13 protein-coding genes are annotated in these 16,398 nt (G+C 72.3%); 4 read left to right on the top strand and 9 right to left on the bottom strand.

Features of this window, described 5'->3' with window-relative positions; all coding sequences use genetic code 11:
* Positions 1-62 precede the first annotated feature (62 nt).
* The 6 genes from ACWDYF_RS11140 to ACWDYF_RS11115 all read right to left on the bottom strand — a co-directional run bounded on the left by ACWDYF_RS11140 (position 63) and on the right by ACWDYF_RS11115 (position 7,360).
* The gene (locus tag ACWDYF_RS11140) at positions 63-1,094 is read right to left on the bottom strand and encodes a ParB/RepB/Spo0J family partition protein (RefSeq protein ID WP_389467899.1); all 1,032 of its coding nucleotides are present in this window, start codon (positions 1,092-1,094) and stop codon (positions 63-65) included.
* A gap of 375 nt (positions 1,095-1,469) precedes the next feature.
* Entirely contained in the window at positions 1,470-2,876 is a 1,407-nt protein-coding gene (locus ACWDYF_RS11135; RefSeq protein WP_389467896.1) for an MmgE/PrpD family protein, read from the bottom strand.
* A 147-nt stretch (positions 2,877-3,023) separates the two neighbouring features.
* Positions 3,024-3,491 carry a hypothetical protein gene (locus tag ACWDYF_RS11130; RefSeq protein WP_389467893.1) on the bottom strand — a complete coding sequence of 156 codons (468 nt, stop codon included), beginning with the start codon at positions 3,489-3,491 and terminating at the stop codon, positions 3,024-3,026.
* A 112-nt stretch (positions 3,492-3,603) separates the two neighbouring features.
* Positions 3,604-5,079, bottom strand: coding sequence for a rifampin monooxygenase (rox, locus tag ACWDYF_RS11125; protein ID WP_389467890.1), 1,476 nt, complete (start codon positions 5,077-5,079; stop codon positions 3,604-3,606).
* 278 nt (positions 5,080-5,357) lie between these two features.
* Complete coding sequence (locus tag ACWDYF_RS11120; RefSeq protein ID WP_389467888.1) at positions 5,358-6,314, bottom strand: alpha/beta hydrolase; 957 nt, start codon at positions 6,312-6,314, stop codon at positions 5,358-5,360.
* 113 nt (positions 6,315-6,427) lie between these two features.
* A complete protein-coding gene (locus tag ACWDYF_RS11115) occupies positions 6,428-7,360 on the bottom strand; it encodes an alpha/beta hydrolase (protein ID WP_389467885.1) in 933 nt (310 codons plus the stop codon).
* Between the two features lie 227 nt (positions 7,361-7,587).
* Here ACWDYF_RS11115 and ACWDYF_RS11110 point away from each other — a divergent pair, with 227 nt between their 5' ends.
* Together ACWDYF_RS11110 and ACWDYF_RS11105 are read left to right on the top strand one after the other, a co-directional pair.
* Positions 7,588-8,484, top strand: a complete 897-nt coding sequence (locus tag ACWDYF_RS11110) for a helix-turn-helix transcriptional regulator (RefSeq protein WP_381736500.1) — start codon at positions 7,588-7,590, stop codon at positions 8,482-8,484.
* Between the two features lie 171 nt (positions 8,485-8,655).
* Positions 8,656-9,861: a winged helix DNA-binding domain-containing protein gene (locus ACWDYF_RS11105; RefSeq protein ID WP_389467882.1), complete on the top strand. Its 1,206-nt coding sequence runs from the start codon at positions 8,656-8,658 to the stop codon at positions 9,859-9,861.
* Between the two features lie 132 nt (positions 9,862-9,993).
* Here ACWDYF_RS11105 and ACWDYF_RS11100 read toward each other — a convergent pair whose 3' ends face one another.
* The 3 genes from ACWDYF_RS11100 to ACWDYF_RS11090 form a co-directional block, all read right to left on the bottom strand.
* Positions 9,994-10,533: an RICIN domain-containing protein gene (locus ACWDYF_RS11100; RefSeq protein WP_381736498.1), complete on the bottom strand. Its 540-nt coding sequence runs from the start codon at positions 10,531-10,533 to the stop codon at positions 9,994-9,996.
* Positions 10,534-10,579: 46 nt separating this feature from the next.
* Positions 10,580-10,996: a hypothetical protein gene (locus ACWDYF_RS11095; protein ID WP_389467879.1), complete on the bottom strand. Its 417-nt coding sequence runs from the start codon at positions 10,994-10,996 to the stop codon at positions 10,580-10,582.
* Positions 10,997-11,213: 217 nt separating this feature from the next.
* Entirely contained in the window at positions 11,214-11,615 is a 402-nt protein-coding gene (locus ACWDYF_RS11090; protein ID WP_381736496.1) for an SH3 domain-containing protein, read from the bottom strand.
* Between the two features lie 332 nt (positions 11,616-11,947).
* Between ACWDYF_RS11090 and ACWDYF_RS11085 the strand changes: the two genes are divergently transcribed.
* Positions 11,948-15,415, top strand: coding sequence for an AfsR/SARP family transcriptional regulator (locus ACWDYF_RS11085; protein ID WP_389467875.1), 3,468 nt, complete (start codon positions 11,948-11,950; stop codon positions 15,413-15,415).
* A gap of 179 nt (positions 15,416-15,594) precedes the next feature.
* On the top strand, positions 15,595-16,278 hold the full coding sequence (locus ACWDYF_RS11080) for a M15 family metallopeptidase (RefSeq protein ID WP_381736494.1): 684 nt from the start codon (positions 15,595-15,597) through the stop codon (positions 16,276-16,278).
* The last annotated feature ends 120 nt before the right edge of the window (positions 16,279-16,398 follow it).

The following is a 16,398-nucleotide window of genomic DNA, read 5'->3' as shown; positions in this document are numbered from 1 at the left end:
GGTGCCGGTGTCGCTGTCGGAGTGGTCGGAAAGGAGAACGCGACCGGCCGGAATTCCGGGCCTCAGGCCGGCTGACACCTGCGTCGTTCCAATTCCTCCGCCACTTCCAGCCAGCGTTCGGCGCAGCGGCGTACGAACACGGCGACCGGGACCGCGCAGTGCGCGGGCACGTCGTCGAGGAGACTGGCCTGCTCCTCCGTGCTCACCGCCTGCCGGTGCAGTCGGCGCAGGAGCAGCCGCCCGGCGTCGGTGAAGCGGAGCGCCGGGTCCTTGGCCAGGTTGTGCAGCAGCGCGTCGAGGCTGTCCCGGGCATCCCGTTCCTCGCGGACCGGCGGCCTCGCCGGTCCGGCCGCCCGGGTGCGGCGGCCCGTCGGCACGGGGTCGTCGCCCCGGTCGAGCCGGCGGCGCACATCGAGCACGGTGGCGGGCGAGAGGCCGACGCGGTCGGCGATCTGGCGCAGCGACGCCTTGGGATCGCTGCGCATCAACTTGCCCGCCAGTCTGCGGCTTTCGGCACTGCTGACCGGTCGTACGCGTCCGTCCCGCCCGATCCTGCTGTTCGACTGAGCGGTCCGCTCCCTCGAACGCTGCCGCAGCGCGGCGACCGTATGCGCGGACAACCCCGCCACCTGCGCGATCGCCCGGTCGGACCACTGGGGGTGGGAACCGATGATGCGGGTCGCGGCGGCCGTGCGCTCAGCTCTCGACAGGGGTGTGCCGTGCCGTGTGTTCGCCTCGACGGACAGCACATACGCGTCGCGTGCGGGTCCGTCGAAGAATCGCACCGCGATGAGCTCGTCGCCGCGCAGTTCGGCGGCACGCAGCCGGTGTGCCCCGTCCACCACGCGCATCGTCTCGCGGTGGACCACTATGGCGGGCAACTCACCTTCGGTCTCGGCGAGTTCGCGGCATCTTTCGATGTCGGTGCCGTTCGACCGGGGCGATTCCCCGGTTGTCAGGGCACTGATCGGCACATGGGTGACGGGCGTCAGCGGAGGGAGCGGCTCACGGCCGGATTCCGCACCGCGCGGGTCCGTCACAGCGGTTGTGGTCGGTGCGATCATGGTCGGCGCGGTTGTGGTCGGCTCGCCCATGGCTCAGAACCTTCCGGGGCGGCAGGACGGCCTCCGTTTCGATGAAGCGGGTCGCGAGCGGGCGCGAACGATGGTTGTGACGCACCTGGCCTCTGATTCGGCAGGCATCGCATCCTCCAAAGCGTCAGCTTGTTTGGAAGATACACAGAGCTGCGCAACGCCTGTCAACTGCGCTGATGTGTCGGGAACGTAAGGCCCGGGGCCTCCCGGCGGCGGCCTCGGGACCCGGCGTCCGGGCCCCGGCGACTGGGGACAGGACTGATAGTGAGCAGGTCCATGCCAGTAGCATGTTGCGGGTTCATTGCTTACCCGCGGCACCCCTGATGTCGCGATCGGTCAAGTCGCCTTCTCTGCACAAGGGTTCTGTGAGATGCGTCACCGAATCCGCGTCGACGCGCCGGGAGCAGTGGCCGGCTCCGGCGGGGGCACCGCCTTCCATGCCGGTGACAGCACATCGGACAGGATCCGCTCGGGGTCCCCGAGCCCGTCGAGCACGCTCTCGGTCACCTCACCGGGCACCGCGAGCGTCATGACATCCAGCCACTTGTGCCGCAACTCATCGTCCGACAGGGGGAGTCCGGGATCGCCGGGCGCCTCGGTGCAGAGCCTTTCGGCCTCCCGGCCGTCGACGGTCCGTACGCGCACATGTGAGGGATAGGAGGAGGGAGGAGCACTGTCGAGCTCGGGCGCGTGGACGAGCCGCACCCGGGCGGCGAGCGCGTCGCGACGGGGATCGCCCAGATGTTCTTCGTCGATCTGCCGGGCCCCCGCGGCACCGTCGAGCGCCACCGCGGCGAGCACATGCGGAAAGCTGTATTGCGCCTGTTCGAGTGTGCGCGGCGAGATCTCGTCGAGGAAGAGGGCACCGTGGTGTGTCCGCACCTCGATCTCCTCGATCTCCGCCGCGACCGCCCCCAGTTCCCGCAGCAGTGATGCGAGACCGTGGGCGGCCGCGTGGATGTAGCGGCAGCACGCGTACTTCTTGAAATAGGTGCGCCCGCTCTCGAAGGTCTCACCGAAACTCATGACCAGGTCGTTGTCCTCGGCTCCGGGAACATCGAAAGGGGTCGCGGCGAAACCCGGCAACGCGGGCGGGGGACAGCCCTCCGAAAGGCCGAGGAATCCACCGCGGGCCAGATCGGCCGCCGTCACACCGGTGAGCGCGCCCCAGCCGATGGACTCCTTCGCCATCGGCAGGACGAATGTCGCCATCGGCGCGTGCTGCCACGCCAGGGTGACCGCCCGCGCGGTCGCGTCGGCGTCCAGTCCGTACAGCCGGGCCACGGCCGCGGCGGCGCCCAGGGTTCCGGCGGTGCCGGTGCAGTGGTACCAGTCGTCGGCGTGCCGCGGCCAGAGCAGAGCCCCCGCGCGCAGCCCCACCTCGTACCCCGCGACCTGGGCGGTCAGGAAGTCGCCGACCGTCGTGCCGGGCGGCGCGGCCGCGAGCCCCGCGGCGACCACGACCGAGCCGGGATGGATGCCGCCACCGAGGTAGTGGCCGTCCTCGAAGTCCAGCGCCGTCGCCGCGGTGGCGTTGGCGAAGGCCGCCCTGGCCGGATCGGCGAATCCGCCTCCGGCCAAGGGGGAGTCGCCGGGAGCGGTATGGGCGTAGGCCGAGGCGTGTCGGGCGGCCGTCGTCGCCGCTCCGCCGAACATGACGGCCACCACGTCCCGCAGCGCGTCGACCGCCCTGCCCCGTACGGCTTCGGGCACGTCCGACCAGCGCAGCCCACTCGACCAGGAACTGATGCGTCGCGAGAGACCAGGAGAATTTTCAGGCACAAACGGAGTTTGTCGCGGGGGCGGGACACCGACAAGTACGGTATTTGTTGTCTCTTAGTGCCGAAATGTGTACCGCACCGCTGTGCGAGACGTTGTACGGAGCCAGAGGTGCGGTACTGGTGCGGGGCTGATGCGGGACTGAATTGTTCAGGCCCGGCTCTGCTGCTTGAGGGTGGCCGCGGCGGTGTTGCGGATCCGCCTGGTGCGGCCACCCACGGCGAGGATCTCGGCGGCGCGCGAGCCTGGTCCGGCGGCGGTCCTGAGCTGGAGCCAGTCGGAGGCCGCGAGGAGAGCGTCGGGGTGCCAGGGCAGTTCCAGCACGACGGCGCGGAAGAGCGACCACTCCCGCAGCCGCCGGGTCAGCAGGGGGTGGCCGGACACGGCCCGGGTCAGCGCCTCGGCCCACGCTTCGTAGGCGGAGCGGAGGTGGAGGACTTCGGCCCGGTCGTCCAGGTGCCGCAGCACGGCGGATCGGGCCATCGTCCGATCCGGGTCGGTGAGGACGCGGCTGACCAGGCTGATCTCGTCCGCGTCGGCGACCTGCCGCAACTCGACGAGGTAGGCCGCGAAGCGCAGGTGCTCGGGAGGCTCCTGGAGGATGTCGTGGTCGTTCACGTGGTTCCGCCTTCTTCGCGTGGCGCTCTGCCGGGTGGGCAGGGCGGACGATATTCGGGTCGGTGTGCCGCTCCGCCCGGACCTTTCGGGTCCGGGCGGGGGCATCAGGGGTTCAGGCAGCGGGGTTGCCGAACCAGCGGGCGAGGTGGGTGTCCAGGTCCCGCTGGTCGTCGCCGATCCAGGCCACATGGCCGTCGGGGCGCAGCAGGACGCACGGAGCGTCCAGCGCCGCGGTGGGGTCAGCGAGGTGGTCCACCCGGTCCGACCAACTGCCGGTCGTCAGGCGCGTGGTGCGGTCCAGCAGCAGGCCGCGGCCGCGGTGCAGCAGACCGTAGAGGCTGCCCTGCCGTACGTCGATGTCGCGCAGGCGGCGGCCGAGGAGTTCCGGGCCTTCGCCGAAGTCGTAGCGGATGCCGATGCCGGTGATCTTCTCGATCAGACGGCGGTTCACCTCGTCGAGGTCCATCAGTTCGGTGAGCAGCCTGCGCACGGCCTGCGGACCCGGTTCGGTGGAGCGCAGTTCCATCTGGGCGCGGGTGTTGTCGAGCACCTCCTCGGCGACCGGACGGCGTTCGGCCTGATAGGTGTCCAGCAGTGTTTCCGGTGCCCAGCCGCGCACGTGTGCGGCCAGTTTCCAGCCGAGGTTGAAGGCGTCCTGGACGCCGAGGTTGAGGCCCTGCCCGCCCACGGGCGGATGGATGTGTGCCGCGTCGCCGGCCAGCAGCACCCGCCCGACCCGATAGCGTTCGGCGAGCCGGGTGGCGTCCCCGAAGCGGGACAGCCAGCGCGGGGAGTGCACGCCGAAATCGGTTCCGGCGACGGCGCGCAGCTGCTGCCTGAAGTCATCGAGGGTGGGCGGTTCCGCGCGGTCGCTGACGCCCGCGGCGGGCACCACGACGCGATAGGCCCCTCCGCCGAAGGGCCGGAGACTGAAGGACTTCTCGGTCCGGGAGATCTCGGTCACCTTGGCGGCGATCTGCTCCTGCGGTACCCCCACCTCCATCTCGCCCATCAGCGTCTCGGTGCGCGAGGGCTCACCGGGGAAGCCGACGCCGAGGAGTTTGCGCACCGTGCTGCGGCCGCCGTCGCAGCCGACGAGCCAGCGTGAGCGCAGCTGTTCGCCGTCGGCCAGTTCGACGGTCACGCCCTCGTCGTCCTGCGTGACTCCGGCCACCGCGCAGCCGCGCCGGACCTGTGCGCCCAGCCCGATCGCGTGTTGCTCAAGGAGGTCCACGACGACCGGTTGCGGGATGCCCAGCAGATAGGCGTGCGCGGAATCCAGGTCCTTGGGCGCGGGTTTGTCGATGGAGGCGAAGAAGCCGCCCGCAGGACGCTGCCTTCCGTGCGGCAGGATGCGGTCCAGCAGTCCGCGCATGGCCATCAGTTCGATACTGCGGATGTGCAGACCGACCACGCGGACGAACGACGTGGGCTCGGTCTCCTTCTCCAGGACGAGCACCCGCACGTCGTGCAGCCGCAGTTCGGCGGCCAGCATCGCGCCGGTCGGTCCGCACCCGGCGATGATCACATCGAACGCGCCATCCGGCGACAGGTCGACGGCGGTCTGCGAAGAATGCTTGGGTTGCATAGGTGTTGCCCTTCGGGAGTGCCTTGTTGGCCAGGCGCTCCCGGCGACACCTAGGTCAGCCGCCGACCGTGACGGGACAGGGGGAGCACCCACATCGATACAGCGTTCATGGGTCTCACCTCCTCGGGCGGCGTCACGGGCCAGTGCATGCAACTTATCATCCCCCGCCCGCTGTCGGAGGACGTGGACCACGGCCGACGGGCGACCGTCCGGCCGTGGCGCCGGGGGGGGGGCTTGGGTGGCACGAGGGTGTGCCGGTGGTGCCGGTGGTGCCGGTGTCAGGCGTGGGTGCGGGGGTCCTCCTGGAGGTACTTGCGGTAGAAGGGGATCAGCCGCTCCAGCGCGATCCCGACCGCCTCGGGCCGGTCGTAGAGGTCGTAGTGGGAGAAGCCTTCCGCGACGACGAGTTCCTTGTCCTTCGATGCCGCGCGGCGGTAGATCTCCAGGCCGTCCCGGTACGCGCCGAACGCCCCGGGCCTGTCCCCGACGACGACGCACAGCGGACGCGTGAGGAGGATTTCGGCGCGGTGGAAGGCGTCCCAGCCCACCGCCGTGGCCTGCCGGGAGAACAGTGCCTCGGTACGGCCGCCGGGTGCCTGCCCGCGGTCGGTGCGGTAGTAGTCGGTGGCCTCGACCAGGTCGAGTTCGGTGAGGCCCTGTGCCTCGGCCGCCTCGGGAGAGTCCGGGAGGTACTGGTTCACCCGGGGCTCGGCTCCGCGGGCCTCCGCCGTGCGCTGCTCGGCGATGGCGTCGAGGGCGGCGATGGGGTCGTAGCCGGTGAACGCCTCGTGCATGAGCCGTCCGAAGTTCACGCCGGTGACGCTTCCGACTGCCTTGATCCGGCGGTCGGTCATGGTGGCGTTGACGGCGTAGGCGCCGCCCCCGCAGACACCGATCACACCGATGCGGTCGGCATCGACGTACGGCAGCGTCACCAGGTGGTCGATGACATGGCTGATGTCCTGGACCCGGACGTACGGATCCTCGACCGAGCGCGGGGTCCCGCCGCTCGCGCCCTGGAAGCTGGCGTCGAAGGCGATGACGACGAGCCCTTCGGCGGCCAGCGCCCTCGCGTAGACGTTGCCGGATGTCTGTTCCTTGCACGAGCCGATGGGGTGGACGCTGACGATCGCGGGATAGTGCCGGGTCGCGTCGAACTCCGGGGGGAGGTGGAGGTCGGCGGCGATGTCCCAGGCGAGGGCCTTGACGGCCACATGCTCGATGGTGTCGGCCATGGGTGGAATTCCTTGGTGGTGAGTGGAGGGGGACCGAAGCAGTGCCGGACGGCCGCTCTGTGCAGGGCCGGTGCGGTGCGGCCGTTTCGGTCCGTGCAGGTTGTTCAGGCTGTTCAGCCCTGGTCCGCGGGCTCGGCCGCGAGGTGCCCGGTGAAGAACGGCACGGCCTCGGCGATGGCGCGGTCGACGTACTCGGGGACGTCGTAGAAGTCCATGTGCGTGCCGCCCTCGACGACCAGGAGCCGCTTGGGCCCGCGGGCGCGGCCGTGCAGTTCGGTGGACATCCACAGCGAACCCGCCTCGCTGCCCGCGACGATCAGGACCGGCTGCACGAGCAGGTCCTCGACCAGGTGGAAGGCGTCGAAGGTGAAGATCCGCGAGACGCTCTTGGTGAAGAGGAACTTGTTCGCGGCGTTGGGGTGCTGGGCGCGCGGAGTGAGGTAGTAGTCGGCCGCCTCGACCAGGTCGCGGGGGGTGCTGTCGTCCGGTTCGGCGGGGACGTAGGGCAGGTACGCGGGCTCGGCCCCCTGGGCGGCCTCGGCGGTGCGCTGTCCGGCGAGGGCCTTCAGGGTGGGTACGGCGGCGGCGTCGGAGTCGGTGCCGTACCAGCCGCGGCGGAAGCTGGTGCCGATGTTGACGGCGCTGGCGGTGGTGAGCGCCTTGATCCGGTGGTCGGTCATCGCGGCGTTGACGGCATAGCCGCCACCGGCGCAGATACCGAGGGCACCGATGCGCTCCGGGTCGACGAAGGGGAGCGTCTGGAGGTGGTCGACCGCCGCGCGGACGTCCTCGACGCGGGCGTAGGGGTCCTCCAGGTGGTGCGGCTCGCCGCCGCTGTCGCCCTGGAAGGAGGCGTCGAAGGCGAGGGCCACGAAGCCCTGCTCGGCCAGCCTGGCGGCGTACAGACCGGCGGCCTGCTCCTTGACGCCGCCGCCGGGGTGGACGACGACGACCGCCGCGTGCCGGGTGCCGGGGGCGGAGCCTTCGGGCAGGTAGAGGTTGCCCGCCATGGTGAGCGAGCCGTTGGGGAAAGCGGTGGGTTCCATGTTCCTTGATTCCATGTTCCTTGGTTCCTTGTCCCTTGTTCCTTGGTTCCTTGTTCTTCCAGTGGGTCGTGCGGGGTCCCGGGCGGCAACCGCTCCCGGGGCCCGATCCGGCCCCCAGCCGGTGCCAATATCGAGGAAACAGCAGGTCACGGAGCTGGAGAAGGGCCTGCCGTTACGGGTACTGACAGAACCCCCCGCGCACGGCGAAGCCGTCCTAGCCTGGAGAGGTGAGTACCGAGAGTGACATTCGCGAGTTCCTGGCCTCCCGCCGCGCCAAGATCAGCCCGCAGCAGGCGGGACTGCCCGCCTACGGCGGCAACCGGCGCGTGCCCGGCCTCCGCCGCGAGGAAGTCGCCCTCCTCGCCGGCGTCAGCATCGACTACTACGTCCGCCTTGAGCGCGGCCGCCTCGCCGGCGCGTCCGAGGAGGTTCTCGACGCCGTCGCGGGCGCCCTCCAACTCGACGAGGCCGAGCGCGCCCACCTCTACGACCTGGCCCGCGCCGCCGCCAGACGCCCCGCCCGCCGTGCCAGGCGCCCGCGCGGACCGCTGCCGGACAGCGTGCTGCGCGTCCTGAACTCCATGAGTGACTGCCCTGCCTTCATCAGCAACGGCCGCCTGGACATCCTCGCGGCCAACCCTCTCTGCCGCGCCCTGTACAGCCCGCTGTACACCAGCGGCGGCGGGCAGCCGGTCAACATCGCCCGCTTCCAGTTCCTCGACCCGGCCGGAGGCGACTTCTTCCCCCACCGGGAGGAAGCGGTGAACACGACCGTCGCCCTGCTGCGCACCGAAGCAGGCCGGGCCCCCGGTGACACCGAGCTGACCGGCCTGATCGGCGAGCTGGTCACCCGCAGTGACGCCTTCCGCACCGCCTGGGCCAAGCACAATGTGCGCCTGCACTACACCGGCCGCAAAGCCTTTCGCCATCCCGTCGTCGGTGACATCACCCTCGACTTCGACTCCATGGAGCTGCCCGCCCAGCCCGGTCTCTCCCTCACCGCCCTCAGCGTCGCGCCCGGCACCCCCGACCACGACCGGCTCCAGCTCCTTGCCGCCTGGGCCGCCACCGAAGAGGCGTCCCCGCCCACCGGCAGCCCCGCCTCCGCCGACCGGCAGAGCTGACGCCCGCCGTACGAGCCGAGACCGCACCGCCCCTGCCCGGAGACCGCCCCGGCGCGGCTCTCGCGCAGCGGGAACGTCCGCAGGAGCAGGAGCAGGAGCAGGAGCAGGAACAGAGGTCTTCGCCGTAATTGAGGACAGGAACTGACCTCGATATCGAGGACGATGGATCCCATGGCGAAAACTTCCCCGCGCACCGCACCGGAGAGCGCCGGTCCGCCCGTGCGTCACGTCACCGACAGGGAACGGCGCGCCCGGCTCGCCGTCCGGCACGCGCTGGCCCCGGCGTTCCGTGCCGGTTCTCCCCGGGCCGTCACCGAGGCGATGACCGTCCTGCACGCCACCGAACCGGCCACGGTCCACCTCTCCTGCCACGCCCGCACGACCGCGCTGACGACCGCCGACGTGGACCACGCCCTCCACACCGACCGCGGCCTGGTCAAACAGCTCGCCATGCGCCGTACCCTGTTCGTCTTCCCCCGCGACCTGCTCCCCGCCGCCTGGGCCGGGCCGTCCGCGCGGGTCGCCGCCACCGAGCGCGCCCGCATCGTGGCCGACACGGTCAAGGCCGGTCTCGCGGCCGACGGCCACGCCTGGCTCGACCGCGCCCGCGCCGAGGTGGTCGACCTGCTCGCCACGGCCGCGGACGGCCGTACGGCCCAGGAGATCCGCCGGGCCCTGCCGCTGATAGACGTGAAGGTGTCGGCCGCATCCGGCGTCCCGTGGGCCGCCTCGCGCGTACTGACCCAACTGGGCGCCACCGGGGACATCGTCCGCGGTGTCAACGGCGCCGGCTGGTACACCTCCCGCCCCCGCTGGACCCTGATGCGCCACTGGCTGGGCGACCCGCCCGCCGCCCTCGCCCCCGCGGACGGCTACCGGGAGATCGTCCGCCGCTGGCTGTACACCTTCGGCCCCGGCACCGAGGACGACCTCCTGTGGTGGCTCGGAGCCACCAGGACCATCGTCCGCGCCGCCCTCGCCGGCCTCGGCGCGCTCCCCGTCACCCTGGACGGCGGGACGACCGGGTGGCTGCTGCCCGACGACCTCGACGAGGTCACCGATCCCGGCCCGTGGGCGGCGCTGCTGCCCGTCCTCGACGCGACGGTGATGGGCTGGCGCGACCGCGACTTCTATCTCGGCCCCCACCGTGACCAGTTGTTCGACCGTCGCGGCAACGCGGGCACGACCGCCTGGGTCAACGGCCGTGTGGTGGGCTGCTGGGTGCAGGATCCCGCCGGTCTGGTGAGCCTGCGCCTGCTGGAACGCGTCACCCCCACCGAACAGCGCCTGCTCGACGAACAGGCGCAACGCCTCACCGCCTGGCTCGACGGATTCCGCGTGGGGTCGGTCTACAGCTCCCCGGCGATGAAGTCCTGACACCGCGCGCGCCTGACACCGCGCGCGCCTGGCCATGGGCGTCACGGGGCCATGGGGTCACGGGGTCGTGAAATTGCCGGTGCCGGAGGGACCACCCGCTCGTCCCTCCGGCACCGCCCGCCCGGCGTGTCGTCAGCGCCAGGTCTGGTAGCGGTTGTGGGTGCAGACCATCATGCGCAGGCCGTACTCGCTGTCGTCGAGACAGAGACCGGTGGCCTGGTTCTCGAAGCTCACCTGATCGCCCCGCGCGTACACCCACCAGCTCTGCTGCTTGGACGAGTCGCAGGCCCGGGTCTCCGGCCTGGCCCCGGCACCGACACCGCCGTACATGCAACGGCCGGTGAAGACGTTACGGAACTGGCGGGTGCCGTCCTCCTGCCAGATCCGCACGCTCCAGTTCTGGTAGTTGCTGTTGTTGCACTGGTAGCCCCGGAAGCCGTACTCGCTGTCGTCGAGGCAGCCGCCGGTCGCCATGTTGCCGTAGTGCTCGACCGCCGCCGCCGAGACGGTGCCCGCCGAGACAGTGCGGGTCGAGACGGTCCGGCTGCCGTCACGCGCCGGAGCGTCGGCGCCGGCGACACCGGCCACGCCCGTGCTCAGACAGGCGGCGGAGGCGAGGACGACGACCGCCCGGCGCAGCCGGTGTCCGGACGTCGGGTCCTGCACGTTCATGATGTTCCCTTTCCTGTGGTGCGGTCGACGACCCGTACCTCGCGGCTTACGGGTACTCGCAGTACACGGGGCTGGTGTTGGTCTCGACGGGCACGTTGGGCACCGGTCCGTCGTTGGACCCGCCGCTGACGTACACGGCGCTCACCCAGCCCAGCCAGCCGCCCGGCGTGATGATCTCGACCCAGTAGTGGTTGTAGTACGAGCCGTCGCTGACGCGGTCGCCCCACCGCTGGCAGAACGCCTGCACGGTGACGTTGGTGAGCCGCTCCTGCGTGGCCAGTCCGCAGGAGGTGCTGCTGGCACATTCACGCACGCGCACCTGGCTGGCCCAGATGTGGACGGGCCTCGTCGAGATGTCGGCCTGCGCGGGAGCCGACATCAGACCCAGCACGGCCGTGAGGCCGAGCACGGTGGTGCACAGCGCCCGCCAGGAGAACCGGCGGGTCATGAACTTCGAGGACACAGCGGGTGCCCCTCTCGGTGTCGGTGAAGGATGGTGACTGACGCGTCGTCCGGGAGACGGCGCCCACGGGCCCTTCGTATGAGCGTCCGCGCCGCCGTCCTTCGGCACCGTCGTCTGCCGCCCCTGTCCGGTGTCAGTGACAGCCGGATGTCAGCAACAGCCGGATGTCAGCAACAGCCGGATGCCAGCGACAGGCGGATGTCAGTGACAGGCGATGTCAGTGGCAGTCGGAATCGGTGGACAGGCCGGGCACCGGCTGGTCGTTGTCGCCGCCGCGCACGTACACCGCGCTGATCCACCCGATCGGACCCCCGGCGTTCACCTGCACCCACCAGTTGTTGCGGTAGGGGCCGTCCACCACCTCGCTGCTCTGCCGCTGGCAGTACGCCGTCACCCACCGCTTGCCGATCTGCGCGTACTTGATCGGCGGGCAGCTCGCGGAGGTTCCCGCGCACTCCCGTACGTTCACACCGGTCGCCCACACGTACAACTGGGCGTCCGACGTGGTCGCCTGGGCCGGTGTGGGGAGCAGCAGGGGAAGCGCCGCGGCCGCCGCGACGGCACCGGCCGGGACCGCGTGCCGCAGCGAACGCGCCGCTGTGCGGAGGATGTTCGTCATGGTCGTCTCCTCGCTCGGTGACTTGTTGTCACAGGGCGGACGGGGCACGCTCTCGTCCCGTATGAGCGCCGCAGCGCGTATGCGCTCATACGCGCCCCCGACCGGTGCCCGCGCCGTGGGCCGGGCGCGTCCGGTGGGACACGCCACGGGAACCAGCCAATACCCGTCGGCGCCGAAATCGAGCTGGGAGCGCTCCTGTCGGGGCTTGGCCCGGGTCTCTCACCAGCGCACGGGCCGGAACCGGCCAGTGGCCCGAAATCTGTGACCACCCCGCCCGGCCTGCCGATATCGTTGTCTGGACATGTGCGCGGATCGATGCTTGCCGGGGGACGATGATCGAAGTGCGCCTGCTGGGTCCCGTCGAGGTGTGGGAGGACGGGTCCCGGAATCTGCCGCTGGGCGGTTCGAGACCGGTGGCGCTGCTGTCCGCGCTCGTCGTGCATCTGGGTGAAGTCCTGTCCACCGCACGGCTGGTGGACCTCGTCTGGGAGGAACGCGCCCCCGCGACCGCGGCCGCGCTGGTCGCCTCGCACGTCGCCGCCGCGCGCCGCGCCCTGGCACCGGCCGGTGCCGCCTCCGCGATCCGCACCCGCGCCCCCGGATACGTCGTCGACCTCACCCCCGACCAGGTTGACGCCCGCCGGTTCGAGCGGCTGCTGTCGGCCGGCCGCCGTGCCGCGGACGCGGGGCGCGACACCGAGGCGGTGGACCTGCTCACCGAGGCCCTCGCCCTGTGGCGCGGCCAGGACGCCCTGGAAGGCGTCACCCAGTCCTTCGCCCGGATCGAGGCGGCCCGGCTGAAGGAACTGCGGCTCGTCGCACAGGAGCAACTCTTCGCACTGCGGCTGAAGATGGGGCACGACGGCGAGGTCGTCGCGCCGCTGCTCTCCCATGTCGCCGCCCATCCGCTGCGCGAACGGCCGCGCGCCCAGCTGATGACCGCACTGCTCCGGATCGGCCGGGCGCCCGACGCGCTGCGGGTCTACCAGGAGGGCCGCGACATACTCCGCGCCGACCTCGGCCTCGACCCGGGACCCGAACTGCACGCGGTCCACCTCGCCGCGCTGCACAACGACCCCGCGCTCGCCGCCGGTCACCCCGGGACGGCGGAAGCGCCCGCGTCCGGCGGACCCGGCCGTATACCCGGCACATCCGGCGGCACCTCCGGCCCCATACCGGGCACATCCGGCGGTGCGCCCAGCCGTACCTCCAGCCGTCCGTCCAGCCGTACGCCCGGCCAGGTGCCGGGCCGCGCGCCCACCGGCCCGCAGGCTCCCCTGCCCACCGACCCGGCCTCCCCGGCCGCCCCGGCGACGCCCGCGCCCCCGGCGACGCCCGCGCCCCCGGCGACGCCCGCGCCCCCGGCGGCCCCGGTCTCCCCGGCTGCCCCGGCGGCCTCCGCGGGCCCCGACGCGTCCACGGCCGGTGACCGGACGACGGCCCGTCCACCCTCCCATCTCCCCCCGGACGTCGCGGACTTCGTGGGCCGCACCCCTCAGATCGCCTGGGTCACCGCCCTCCTCGACCAGGCCCGGGACCCCGGCAGGACCGCCCCGCCCGTCGCGGTCATCTCCGGCCGCCCCGGGATGGGCAAGACCGCGCTCGCCGTCCACGCCGCCCACCGCGCGGCGCACCTCTTCCCCGACGGCCGCCTCTTCCTCGACCTGCGCGCCTCCGACACCACCCCGCTGACCACCGCCGATGCCCTCGCCAGGCTGCTGCGGGCGCTCGGCGTCGACCCCGAGACCGTCTCCGGAACCGACGATCTGATCGGCCTCTACCGCACCCAACTCGCGGGCCGCCGCATCCTGTTGATCCTGGACAACGCCCCCAACGAGGCCGGGCTGCGGCCCCTGGTGCCGCCCGGACCCGGCTCGGCCGTGCTGATCACCAGCCGACGTCGGCTGACCGCGCTGGAGGGCGCGGTCCGCCTCGACCTGCCGGTGCCCGACCCCGCCGAGGCACTGCATCTGCTGACCACGGTCGCGGGCCGCACCGGGGCCCGCCCGGAGCCGGACGACCTCGCCGAGATCGTCGCCCTGTGCGGTCAGCTCCCGCTCGCCCTGCGGATCGCGGGCGCCCGGCTCGCCGCACGACCGCACTGGAGCCCCGGGCAGCTCGTCGGACGGCTCCTCGACGAACGCCGCCGCCTCAACGAACTCCGCGTCGGCGACCTGGAGGTGCGCACCAGCCTCGAACTGGGCTACGCGGAACTGGACCCGCCCGAGCGCCGGGCGCTGCGCCGCCTCGCGCTGATGGATCTGCCCGACTTCGCCGCCTGGATCGCCGCGCCGCTCCTCGACATCGGCACCGAGGAGGCGGAGGAGGCCGTCGAGCGGCTCGTCGACTGCCACCTCATCGAGGTGCTCGGCATCGACGGCACCGGCGAGAACCGGTACCGCATCCACGACCTCGTCAGGGAACACGCCCGCGAGCGCTGCCTCGCCGAGGAGAGCGCCGACGAACGCGGCGGCGCCGTGGAGCGGTTGGTCGCCTGCTGGCTCACGCTCTCCGACCGCGCGGCCGTCCAGGGCCCCGGCGGTGCCTCCTGGCTGCTGCCGCAGCCCGACCCGGAGTGCCGCCTCGGCCCCGAGGTCCAGGACCGGCTGCTGTCCCGGCCCGCCGCCTGGTTCGCCGCCGAACAGAACTGCCTGGTCTCGGCCGTTCACCACTGCGCGGCCCAGGGCATGACCCGGGCCGCGCGCGCCCTGGCGGGCGCCCTGATCGCCAGTTCCGCCGCCCTGTACAACCAGTTCGACGTCTGGGCGCAGACCCACACCGTCGCCCTGGACGCGGTGCGCCGCGAGGGGGACGGGGAGGGCGAGGCGTGGCTCATGGTCGGACTCGGCCAACTCCGCTACGAGCAGGACAGGTTCGAGGAGGCGTACGCCTGCCTGGACCGGGCGCGGCGCCTGTTCGACGAGCAGACACCGACGGCCCGTGACGCGGGCGACGCAGGCGACGTGGGTGATGCGGGTGATGTGGGTGACGTGCGTGATGTGGGTGACGCGGGCGACGCGGGGGGAACGGCGGCCGACACCGCGCGCGACGCGCTGCGGGGCAGTGCCACCGCCCTGGTAGGCATCGGCACCATCCGCCGCGAACAGGCCCGGTTCGGCGAAGCGTCCGAAGCGCTCGGCGCCGCCCTGGAGCGGTACGCCGCGCTCGGCGACGACGCGGGCCTTGCCCGCACCCTCTACGGGATCGGCTACGTCCACCGCGAGCAGGGGCGCGACGACCAGGCCCGGGAGGCGCTGACCCGGTCCCTCGCGCTGTTCCGGCGGGTCGGCGACCGCCAGGGCGAGGCGCTCACCCTGCGCTCGATCGCCCTGTGCGACCGGGCGCGCGGCGCGCTGCCCGAAGCCACCGGCGTGCTCGCCGAGGCGCTGCGCGTCTTCACCTCCCTCGGCGACTCGTTCGGCCTCATGTACACCGAACAGGCCCTTGCCAAAGTGGAGTTGCGGCAAGGACTGCTGGACCGGGCGGAGGAACGGCTGGGCCGCTGCCTGGAGGTGGCCCGGGAGCGGCAGGACCGCTTCGGCCAGGCGCTCGTGCTGCGCACCCGGGGCGAGTGGCACCTCGCGGCGGGAGACCCGGACGGCGCGGAAGCCCCGCTGCGGGAGGCGCTCGCCCTCTGGGAACGGCTCGCCCTGCCGCTCTGGCGCGCCCGCACCCTGCGCGATCTGGCCGAGGTGCACGCGGCGCACGGCGACCGCGCGGCCGCCGAGGAGGCCCGCCGCCAGGCGCACGCGGCCTTCCGCGCGCTCGGTGGCCGGGAGGCGTGGGAGGAACGCGGCTGAACGGCGCAGGGCCGGACGTCCCACGCGGCACCCGGCCCCGCCGTACCGAGGTCCGTCCTGCTCACCGGCAGCGAGCCGGGCCGCCCCGGTCGGCGGCAGCCGGACCTGCCGGGCGCTTGCAGAGCACGCTTGCAGAGCATCTGCAGAGGTTTTGCAGAGGTGCCCGGGACCATCGGCGGGTGACCGACATCATCACTCTCTCCGACCCGCGCGTGGCGGCCGTCCCGCTGGACGACTGCGACGAACCGCTCGTCGACCTCCGGGACGTACCGGAGCTGCTGCTCGACGGCCGGCAGGCCGACGGCCTCGGCGCCTACGCCCGGACCCGGTCCGGTGTCCTCGGCAGGCTTCTGCGGGCACAGCGCGCGCTCCCCTCGGGGACGCGGTTCCTGGTGGTCGAGGGGTACCGGCCGCCGGAACTCCAACGGGTCTACTTCGAGGGGTACTCGGCGGACCTGCGGGCCGCGCACCCCGAGGCGTCCCCGGCCCGGATCCGGGAGCTGGCCAGCGCCTACATCTCGCCGCCCGAGGTCGCCCCGCACGTCAGCGGCGGCGCGATCGACCTGACCCTGTGCACCGAGGAGGGCACCGAACTGGCCCTGGGCACCGAGGTGAACGCGACCCCGGAGGAGAGCGGCAACGCGTGCCGCACGGACGCGCCGAACATCGACGCCACCGCCCGTGCCCACCGCGAGGTCATGCGGCGGGCGCTGACGTCCGCCGGTTTCGTCAACTACCCCACGGAGTGGTGGCACTGGTCCTACGGGGACCGGTACTGGGCGCTGCTGTCCGGGCAGCGGGCCGCCCGCTACGGCCCCGTGGAACTGCCGGACGGGACACAGCACGCCACCGCACCGGCCTGAGCCGGTCCGCACCGGGCCGCCCCGTCCGCACAGGGGCGCCCCGTCCGTACCGAGTTCGTCCGCACCGCACCACCCACCACCGGCCGGAGCAGCAGGCCCCGCCGGACACAGCAGCAGCCC

The organism is Streptomyces sp. NPDC003284 (genome assembly GCF_053589675.1).
Note: the sequence above shows the minus strand (reverse complement) of the source record. Positions and strands in the feature narration are given on the sequence as shown.

What these genes read in the sequence shown, in the direction of transcription:
- ACWDYF_RS11105 (WP_389467882.1), top strand. Translation starts at nt 8,656, where the DNA reads ATGGCGAAAACTTCCCCGCGCACCGCACCGGAGAGCGCCGGTCCGCCC.
- ACWDYF_RS11115 (WP_389467885.1), bottom strand. Translation starts at nt 7,360, where the DNA reads ATGGAACCCACCGCTTTCCCCAACGGCTCGCTCACCATGGCGGGCAAC.
- ACWDYF_RS11140 (WP_389467899.1), bottom strand. Translation starts at nt 1,094, where the DNA reads ATGGGCGAGCCGACCACAACCGCGCCGACCATGATCGCACCGACCACA.
- rox (WP_389467890.1), bottom strand. Translation starts at nt 5,079, where the DNA reads ATGCAACCCAAGCATTCTTCGCAGACCGCCGTCGACCTGTCGCCGGAT.
- ACWDYF_RS11120 (WP_389467888.1), bottom strand. Translation starts at nt 6,314, where the DNA reads ATGGCCGACACCATCGAGCATGTGGCCGTCAAGGCCCTCGCCTGGGAC.
- ACWDYF_RS11085 (WP_389467875.1), top strand. Translation starts at nt 11,948, where the DNA reads ATGATCGAAGTGCGCCTGCTGGGTCCCGTCGAGGTGTGGGAGGACGGG.
- ACWDYF_RS11100 (WP_381736498.1), bottom strand. Translation starts at nt 10,533, where the DNA reads ATGAACGTGCAGGACCCGACGTCCGGACACCGGCTGCGCCGGGCGGTC.
- ACWDYF_RS11090 (WP_381736496.1), bottom strand. Translation starts at nt 11,615, where the DNA reads ATGACGAACATCCTCCGCACAGCGGCGCGTTCGCTGCGGCACGCGGTC.